Annotated in this window: 6 protein-coding genes and 1 CRISPR repeat array; all 6 genes read right to left on the bottom strand. The window is 37.1% G+C overall.

Going from position 1 to position 8,893, the window contains the following annotated elements:
- The first annotated feature begins 139 nt into the window (after window positions 1–139).
- Window positions 140–3,218: direct repeats of the CRISPR family, unit length 32 nt; unit sequence ATTTCAATCCACGCCCCTATGTAAGGGGCGAC.
- A gap of 168 nt (window positions 3,219–3,386) precedes the next feature.
- Genes cas2 through cas5c form a run of 6 tightly spaced genes read right to left on the bottom strand, consistent with a single transcriptional unit; the run spans window position 3,387 to window position 8,850 of the window.
- Window positions 3,387–3,677: a CRISPR-associated endonuclease Cas2 gene (gene cas2, locus F8154_RS14470; RefSeq protein ID WP_151862332.1), complete on the bottom strand. Its 291-nt coding sequence runs from the start codon at window positions 3,675–3,677 to the stop codon at window positions 3,387–3,389.
- 6 nt (window positions 3,678–3,683) lie between these two features.
- The gene (gene cas1c, locus F8154_RS14475) at window positions 3,684–4,715 is read right to left on the bottom strand and encodes a type I-C CRISPR-associated endonuclease Cas1c (RefSeq protein WP_151862333.1); all 1,032 of its coding nucleotides are present in this window, start codon (window positions 4,713–4,715) and stop codon (window positions 3,684–3,686) included.
- Complete coding sequence (gene cas4, locus F8154_RS14480) at window positions 4,708–5,358, bottom strand: CRISPR-associated protein Cas4 (RefSeq protein WP_192930327.1); 651 nt, start codon at window positions 5,356–5,358, stop codon at window positions 4,708–4,710. The genes cas1c and cas4 overlap by 8 nt, the downstream gene beginning before the upstream one ends.
- Before the next feature lie 36 nt (window positions 5,359–5,394).
- Window positions 5,395–6,234, bottom strand: a complete 840-nt coding sequence (gene cas7c, locus F8154_RS14485; protein WP_151862335.1) for a type I-C CRISPR-associated protein Cas7/Csd2 — start codon at window positions 6,232–6,234, stop codon at window positions 5,395–5,397.
- A 34-nt stretch (window positions 6,235–6,268) separates the two neighbouring features.
- Entirely contained in the window at window positions 6,269–8,137 is a 1,869-nt protein-coding gene (gene cas8c / locus F8154_RS14490) for a type I-C CRISPR-associated protein Cas8c/Csd1 (RefSeq protein WP_151862336.1), read from the bottom strand.
- 2 nt (window positions 8,138–8,139) lie between these two features.
- Complete coding sequence (cas5c, locus tag F8154_RS14495; protein WP_151862337.1) at window positions 8,140–8,850, bottom strand: type I-C CRISPR-associated protein Cas5c; 711 nt, start codon at window positions 8,848–8,850, stop codon at window positions 8,140–8,142.
- Window positions 8,851–8,893: the final 43 nt, after the last annotated feature.

Raw genomic sequence — 8,893 nt, forward strand, 5'->3', positions numbered from 1 at the left:
TGCAATGAGAGGCTCGTTGTCAAGAGGACCGTGGAATAAATGCGGTAATCTCATCTTTATCTTCTTTATATGGTGGATTTTCCTTATCACTAGTATCAGCCTTACATTTTCATAAGTTACTTAACACTACCGTAATAGGACTTCAATCCACGCCCCTATGTAAGGGGCGACATTGTTCTACAAGGATTTAATCCTTAAGCTTGATTTCAATCCACGCCCCTATGTAAGGGGCGACATTTAAAAATGGATAAAATGTTCGTATTATAACATTTCAATCCACGCCCCTATGTAAGGGGCGACTAAATATCACTATCACAGGTGCAACCAACGGTATTTCAATCCACGCCCCTATGTAAGGGGCGACTTATGCCACTGACCATTACCACTTTACACAATATTTCAATCCACGCCCCTATGTAAGGGGCGACAAAACAATTGAATTATTATTAAGTCTGTATATAATTTCAATCCACGCCCCTATGTAAGGGGCGACATGATGTATTTTATTATAATCATAAACTTATAGATTTCAATCCACGCCCCTATGTAAGGGGCGACATAGTGAATCTACTACAAACCACAGAATATTAAAATTTCAATCCACGCCCCTATGTAAGGGGCGACTTACATAACCTCTTCTATAATGTTCAGGTTTATATTTCAATCCACGCCCCTATGTAAGGGGCGACTTTATTAATAGTTTGTTACTAGATTAGGAATAATTTCAATCCACGCCCCTATGTAAGGGGCGACAAATAGGAATCGATAATAAGGATGCAAGAAGAAATTTCAATCCACGCCCCTATGTAAGGGGCGACACTTATAATATTAATTATGAGTAACAATTTACATTTCAATCCACGCCCCTATGTAAGGGGCGACCTATCGCCTCCAATGTTACCATTTTATCTTTATATTTCAATCCACGCCCCTATGTAAGGGGCGACATTCTATTATGCGTACTACCTTTCATTCATAAATTTCAATCCACGCCCCTATGTAAGGGGCGACCCAGAGGAAATTCCAGAGGAAGAAGCCGAAAAAATTTCAATCCACGCCCCTATGTAAGGGGCGACCTAATTTTTCTATAGCCTTTTCATTAGCTTTTATTTCAATCCACGCCCCTATGTAAGGGGCGACGATACATGCGATAACTATACTTGTTTACCGTTAATTTCAATCCACGCCCCTATGTAAGGGGCGACGCAAGTTGACAATATGAGCCAAAAAGAAGTAATATTTCAATCCACGCCCCTATGTAAGGGGCGACCCCTGCATACCAAGACAGGCTTGACTCTCTGCCAGATTTCAATCCACGCCCCTATGTAAGGGGCGACAGAAGTATACATGACTAAAGAAAAAAAAGGGGTATTTCAATCCACGCCCCTATGTAAGGGGCGACTCATAGTCAGTAGATTGTTCCTCATTATTAGCAATTTCAATCCACGCCTCTATGTAAGGGGCGACACGATAGAGTACAAGGTTGGTACAACTTAAAAATTTCAATCCACGCCCCTATGTAAGGGGCGACCAAAAGTATTTGAATTTAGGATATAGCCACGAAATTTCAATCCACGCCCCTATGTAAGGGGCGACTAAAGAAAATGTCAATCGCACTGTTTGGAGAAATTTCAATCCACGCCCCTATGTAAGGGGCGACCTAGAGCAGGGGTATATAGCAGGAGCAGTAGAGAATTTCAATCCACGCCCCTATGTAAGGGGCGACTGGTTAAAATTAAAATTAACATTAGCAGGAGTATTTCAATCCACGCCCCTATGTAAGGGGCGACAACAAAGCGAATGCAACCAATCAAGCCAATGCTATTTCAATCCACGCCCCTATGTAAGGGGCGACCAAAAGGTACTAGAACGTAGTCAAGGACTATGTATTTCAATCCACGCCCCTATGTAAGGGGCGACACTATCGCCTCCAATGTTACCATTTTATCTTTATATTTCAATCCACGCCCCTATGTAAGGGGCGACACCGCACTCTTCGACAGCGTTGACAGAGAATTTATTTCAATCCACGCCCCTATGTAAGGGGCGACTTTAGGCTTGCAGTGGGCTGATGTAGATTTCAAATTTCAATCCACGCCCCTATGTAAGGGGCGACACTGATCTTTAAGCATAGCACAGAGCCAATACAAATTTCAATCCACGCCCCTATGTAAGGGGCGACTTCGTTGGTCTGTTTACTAAGGTTTATCTTTATATTTCAATCCACGCCCCTATGTAAGGGGCGACGCAAGTACTTTGTACTCACCTGCTGGAATATCTATTTCAATCCACGCCCCTATGTAAGGGGCGACTAAATTGCTGAATAATTAAATGTAGCATTCAGTATTTCAATCCACGCCCCTATGTAAGGGGCGACAGTTGTCATCTGTATTCTCAGTTTTCTTTCTAAATTTCAATCCACGCCCCTATGTAAGGGGCGACTTAGCCTTGGCTAATGCCTTTACATTTGTATGATTTCAATCCACGCCCCTATGTAAGGGGCGACTGACAGCTACTGCTGGTATTACTTTGGCTGGAGATTTCAATCCACGCCCCTATGTAAGGGGCGACAAAACAGGCATGGTATTGAAGCAGAAATGGATAATTTCAATCCACGCCCCTATGTAAGGGGCGACCCAATACTGTTAAAGGAGCTCTTATTGATACAATTTCAATCCACGCCCCTATGTAAGGGGCGACGATGATGATTCCCCATTTGGTGATTCCATGGAAATTTCAATCCACGCCCCTATGTAAGGGGCGACTTTAAACAACTCCAATATCATTCTTTCACAGGAAATTTCAATCCACGCCCCTATGTAAGGGGCGACAACATTAACACCTAATCTCACTAATTCTCTGTATTTCAATCCACGCCCCTATGTAAGGGGCGACAAAATTTGCAGTGATACTGCTATGCTCTCAATATTTCAATCCACGCCCCTATGTAAGGGGCGACATTCTAGCTCTAGGTCATCTTTATCTACTTTTATATTTCAATCCACGCCCCTATGTAAGGGGCGACTACTGTGCGTATTCTGTCTAGGCAAGTTGCGAATTTCAATCCACGCCCCTATGTAAGGGGCGACTAACAGTGTTAAGTGATAGCACAGCAGATGAAATTTCAATCCACGCCCCTATGTAAGGGGCGACGGCATATACAGCCTATAAATGGGAAAATAGCAAATTTCAATCCACGCCCCTATGTAAGGGGCGACAGCTTCGCTTATGATAATGTATTTTCAACATCTACACATATCTTATTCGCGAAGTACTAATTATGTTAAGTCACCTTAAGTAAAGAACTAATAAGTTACCAAGTTAAATGTAATAAACGCAACATGTGCGAACCTGTATACAATCCATGTTCACATACGCTTCGCGTATTATAAAATAATAGGATTCTCTACATCTACTATTTGCTTGATTCCATGATGCTCAACCCTATTTTTCCAGCTAGAGCCTAGAAAATAAAATCTAATACTATCCTTTTCTAAGTCAACAATAGATAATAGTGAGTGCTTTAGTTGCTCAAATTGCTTTGGATCTACAACGCATTCAAATACTGAGTTTTGGACTCTTTGTCCATAGTTAACACATTGCTTTGCTACCTTTCTTAATCTTCTTGCTCCACCTAAACTACTTGTTGCAACATCATAGGATACAACCACCATCATTAGATATCACCTCATTAAAAACGTAGGATAACCATCTATATCTCCTCTTAAATGTCTTGCTAAAAGCATTGCTTGAGCATATGGAATTAATCCAATCTCAATTTTTTCTTTTAGATATGGATGGGTTAGTATTTCTTGCTTTTTATGTTGCCAACTTTGAAGGATTTTTTTCTTAACCTCAGGCTTCAATAAAAAAGCCCCACTTTCTTTTTGAAGGAAATCTTGTTTAGTTACTTGTCTATTATTAATTAATGTAACAACAAACCGATCAACCAAATAGGGTCTTAGCTCCTCCATCATATCAAGTGCAAGTGAAGCCCTTCCTGGTCTTTCTTGATGGTAAAAGCCTACCTGTGGATCTAAGCCTACAGTTTCTAAAGCAGCTTCTACATCATGGGCTAAAAGTGTATAAAAGAATGATAAAAGAGCATTAACCTCATCCTTAGGCGGTCTTCTGCTTCTTCCAGTGAATACAAGACCATTTTGATTGTCTGTGATAAGCTCATTAAATACTCCATAGTAACATTTAGCAGCTTCTCCTTCTAAGCCTAATAACTCGTATATGTTTTTAATATTGTCCAATTGCTTCATAGAGCTTGCCAATGAACTAATAGCATCACCTACTTTTTGCACATTCACCTTTTGACTATGATCTCTCTTTAATCTTTGCAAAACTGTTCTGGAGTTAAATATTTTACCTAACATAAAGTTCTTGCCAATTTCTATTGATTCATTATTGTTATCAGCTATCCTATACTGTGTCCTTCTGAGTCTAACATTACCATGAATAGGATTTTGTAACTTAACCATAAATTTTCCAGTATATGATATAAAGGATATATGGACATTCCTTTGGGTACAAATCTCCATTATATCTGGAGTTATTGTAGAAGGTCCAAAGACTACAATACCCTCTATATTATGTATAGGCAACTGCATTAACAAATTTTTATTCTGCTTAAACAGTATAGTTTCACCCTTCTTAGAAATATAGATGTTTGGTAGGGTTACATAAATTGTATTAAGGAGTTTACGCATATAAATCCTCCTTATCATTTAGCTTGGCTTTAATATAGTTTTTAACAGATTTATAATGAGTTTTAGTTTTAGGAATACAAAGGTTTTTGAGAGAGCATCTCTCGCATTTCTTGCAGTAATCAGGTTGAATTATTCGATCATTATTAATTATTTGATGCATAGCTTTTGAAAGTTCTAATACTTCCTCCCTTAAAGTTAAATCTAATTCTATACGTTGTCGATGTCTTGTTTTACCATAATATAAAAAACCATGGTTTATTTTAATATCTAACATTTCCTCTAGACACATTGCCTGAGTACATAGCTGAACTGCATCACAATTATCTTTTTTGGGCTTACCAGACTTGTATTCAACTGGTATTACTTTAAAGTAGTTTTTCTTCGATTCAATATAGTATCCTTCTGAGTCAACCATAAATTCAACAGCATCCGATACACCATAAAATCCCAATGAATAAGAGACTATTGGAACACTTCTGCTAATAAAACGGTCTTTTCTAGATTCTAATATGAAGGGATTATCAACTTTTTCATGCAGAACATCTCCACGTACAGTATATATATTATCTTCCCATAGTTGTTCAACATGTATTAGAAACCACTGTCTCTTACAATAATAATAGTGCTGAATTCCTGATATCATTAAAAGTTCTTCATCACTATATAGTTTTTCCATAGTTTATTTTCCTTCCAGTACCGTACACTCTAATCCTTCGAGTCTATCTACCTCAACCAGGTAGTCTTTAATATCTTTAGCCTCTATTACACCTTCACATAGTTGAATCTTCACGCTTCTATGAACTTTTGCAGAGGAATATTGCCCATTGGGGTTATTGTGCTTCCACCAAAATACCTTACTTATCTCCATGCTTCCATCAGGTCTAGCTGAAGAAGCGTCATTCTCAAACAACTCTACAAGAGCATTTTTTAATAATTCAGCATCCTTATCATTAAAACCAGTTTTAGAGGCTAGCTGTGGGTTAATACTTCCTGCAAATGTGTATAAGCCAAAGTCAATGCGGTGCTTCATTCCCATAGTATCAGAGCTTTTTTTGCTTCCGTTTTCAGTGCTATTTACGCTTTTAGTTATTTGAATACTTGTAACATTAACTGGATTTACACTAAATGCACTGTGAATAGATACTGGTCCCCTAATACCTAGCGATACATCATCTCCTTTGAAAGCAAACACCTGCCCAAACGCTCTGACATCTATCCACTCTTTACAAGCTGCTTCAGCTAAGGCTTTTTTATCCTTCAATACACTTTTAGCCAGTGTCTTTTCTACCCTCTCCTTTATGCTATTATACTCGTCTAATTTAGAATCATCGGATTGAACCAATACTTTTTCTCCTATTTGCATAAACCTATTTCGAATTTTTCGCTTTATACACACATCTGATATTTCTCCAATGCCTTCATGATTTATTCTTGGCCTGTTACCATTTAATGGATCTCCATTAGGATTTGCATTTTTCACACTAAAAACAACAAAGAAATCATATTTGTTATTTAACATTTTTTATTCCCTCCATTTATTAATAAGATTTTTTCTAGTTATCTTCGGTACTTTTTTTCTTGTTTAACTCTTGTCTCTGGCAGTGATATCCTAATAAAAATTCACCAGTTAGTCTAGTATCACTTATAAACTCTTCTGATTCGAATAGGGACATAATTTCGTCAAGTAATCGCTCCCTTGATTTACGTTCATTTACGCCTAATCTGTTTAAATAGGGCTTTAAGCTTAATTCTATTGTTTTCCATGTGCTAAAAGGATGTTCAGCAAATCTATGCATTAACCTATCTGCGTTTGTCATCCGACTTTCATTTGTTTTACTTAATGCCCATTGCTCTATATTTTGTGCCACAGCCAGTAATCTACCATATAGGTAATCTCTACTCTTCCTTTCATTCTCAAGAGTCACAGCGTATTCCCCCTTTTTATAATCCTTACTATACTTGTTATAAAGTGCACAGGTTACACTGAGCACCTTGTTTAAATCACCCTTTTTCTTTTTATCATGTAGGGCGTTATCAAATGATATTCTATGAACAGTTTTGTTTATTGATGAGTACACAATATCTGTTGGAATTCTGTATCCGTCAATAATACATAATAATACTCTTTCTACAACTCTCATTTTAGCTTTAATGTCAACATGCTTTCCGTCCCCATAAACTGACTCTGCAATATCCATTGGTGAAGGTGCCCCAAAAAAGGTCTTTTGATTATATTCATGTACCCAACTACAGCTAAGATGCCATTTTTCAAGTCTTTCAATAAAATCTTGTATATCAATATCTTGATAATACGTAATTGAAAGTCTTCCATCGGTTGCAGATTCCATACCCATAATAACCACCCGGTCTTGCTTGTTTAATTTGCTTCTATATCCCTTTATTTTATTTATAAGTGGATATGCTACTTCTTCTGCTGTATATCCTTTATCATCTACTTGGTCATTATCTTCCTCAAATAAATCTAAACTACTACCATATATATTTGGTAGCTCTGTATGAGCAACACCCCAACACAAAATGACCTTTTTATCTTTAGCATACCCCTGCTTTGCTATTAGCCATTTTAAAGCATTATGGGCTTTTTGAGATACTTCATAGCTAATACCATAGGCTTCCTTATCATTTTGAAATCTTCCCCTATAGGTAAAGTTTTTGTCATCATTAGAGCTAATTAGCTTTGCATTTGCACAATTTGAATATATATTCTTAGGATGATTTAGTGCTAATGCTGCTTTTTTACCTAAAACTTGACAGTAACCCTTTACATTATGTCTTGAATTTTCATAATTAATCCATGAATCGTACATTTTTCTGTCTAGCCATAATCGTGGCTCTAAATCATTTTGAATCTCAACTCTCCATCTTACAAATGCCTGTTCCTGTGTAGTGCTTGGTGAACTTTTGTGAATATCTTTATCCCATTTTTCTTCTAACATCCCATTTTTATTTAATGATAGTATTTTAGCCTCTACTAAATCTTTAATTAGACAGCCCTTTTTTACATATTTATATACCGCCTGTAGCTTTATATTGGTGAATTCAGACTCTGCCCAATCTCTTAAATCCTTTAGAAAAAAGTTATAGCCAAACCACTTCTTACCCCCATATGTCTCATAGTCGCCAGCCAAATATTGTAGTTTATCTGATAATGGATGATTTTTGGGGGTTTGTCCTGCCCTTCCTGCTGAACTCTCTGTACAAGGAATTATTATTTTGTCTTCTTTATTATCAAGTAGGTTAGCGCTTAGAAAGTTTCCTTTTTCATTAATAGTAACCTCAATATCCGATCTAGCTTCAATATGACCTATTGGCAACAATACAGTACTAGACTCATCTATTTTTATACCAACTTGAGATTGATTCCTCTCATATGTTTCATAAAGCCTTTGTATCCAACTCATAATCACACCTCTTCTTTGTAATTCTGTAGTAGCCCCTTTTCTTCTAATCCAATGGTTTTTATCTTGTTAAATTTCATTCTTTTAATAAATTTTGACTGCATATCTTCTGTTGTTGAAGGAAACTGAATAATACCATTTTTCATTAATGGTTTGCTGAAATATGCAATGAGTTCTTCTTTACCTGAATCACTGGGATACTCAAAGGAAAAAAACATTAAATCAAACTGAAGCTCCCCGTATTGATCATAGAACCCTTTTTTCTCGCCAAACTTAACTGGCTCAACATATGCTTGGCACTCTCTTGTTCCTAAGAAAATATCCCTCCTTCCACCCCTTTCAAGCATCCTTTTCGCCACAAAAAAGTGCTTATGCTCATTTCTATCATCCTCTAAGTCTGGTCGATTAGTGTTCCATTTAAAATGGGCTCTTACTTCATACTCTACATCTACTAAGTATGTGTAAATGGATAGCGTATTTCCACCACTATAGTTTATTGGCCTTATTCCTTGGCTTTGTGTTCTAATAGGATTAATAACTCTTAATTGGTCAATCTTCCATTGAATTGTAGGTTTCCAGTATATTGATTCGCAAATTCCAATTAAGGCTTGATAGGTGGGAACTTGATATGTGAATTTTTCACCACCCACTTTAGTGATAGGATCAGTAAATAAAGCATACCTTCCGTAAACCTTAAATTCAATTTGGTTTCTCATAATCTCCCTCCCTCTAAATAATACGTAGTGTTAATCTATTTTA

It is taken from the genome of Alkaliphilus pronyensis, assembly GCF_009017275.1.
Taxonomy (GTDB): domain Bacteria; phylum Bacillota; class Clostridia; order Peptostreptococcales; family Natronincolaceae; genus Alkaliphilus_C; species Alkaliphilus_C pronyensis.

Bases quoted from the DNA above. Each gene is read 5' to 3' on its own strand.
- cas2 (WP_151862332.1), bottom strand. From the start codon at position 3,677: ATGATGGTGGTTGTATCCTATGATGTTGCAACAAGTAGTTTAGGTGGA.
- cas7c (WP_151862335.1), bottom strand. From the start codon at position 6,234: ATGTTAAATAACAAATATGATTTCTTTGTTGTTTTTAGTGTGAAAAAT.
- cas5c (WP_151862337.1), bottom strand. From the start codon at position 8,850: ATGAGAAACCAAATTGAATTTAAGGTTTACGGAAGGTATGCTTTATTT.
- cas4 (WP_192930327.1), bottom strand. From the start codon at position 5,358: ATGATATCAGGAATTCAGCACTATTATTATTGTAAGAGACAGTGGTTT.
- cas8c (WP_151862336.1), bottom strand. From the start codon at position 8,137: ATGAGTTGGATACAAAGGCTTTATGAAACATATGAGAGGAATCAATCT.
- cas1c (WP_151862333.1), bottom strand. From the start codon at position 4,715: ATGCGTAAACTCCTTAATACAATTTATGTAACCCTACCAAACATCTAT.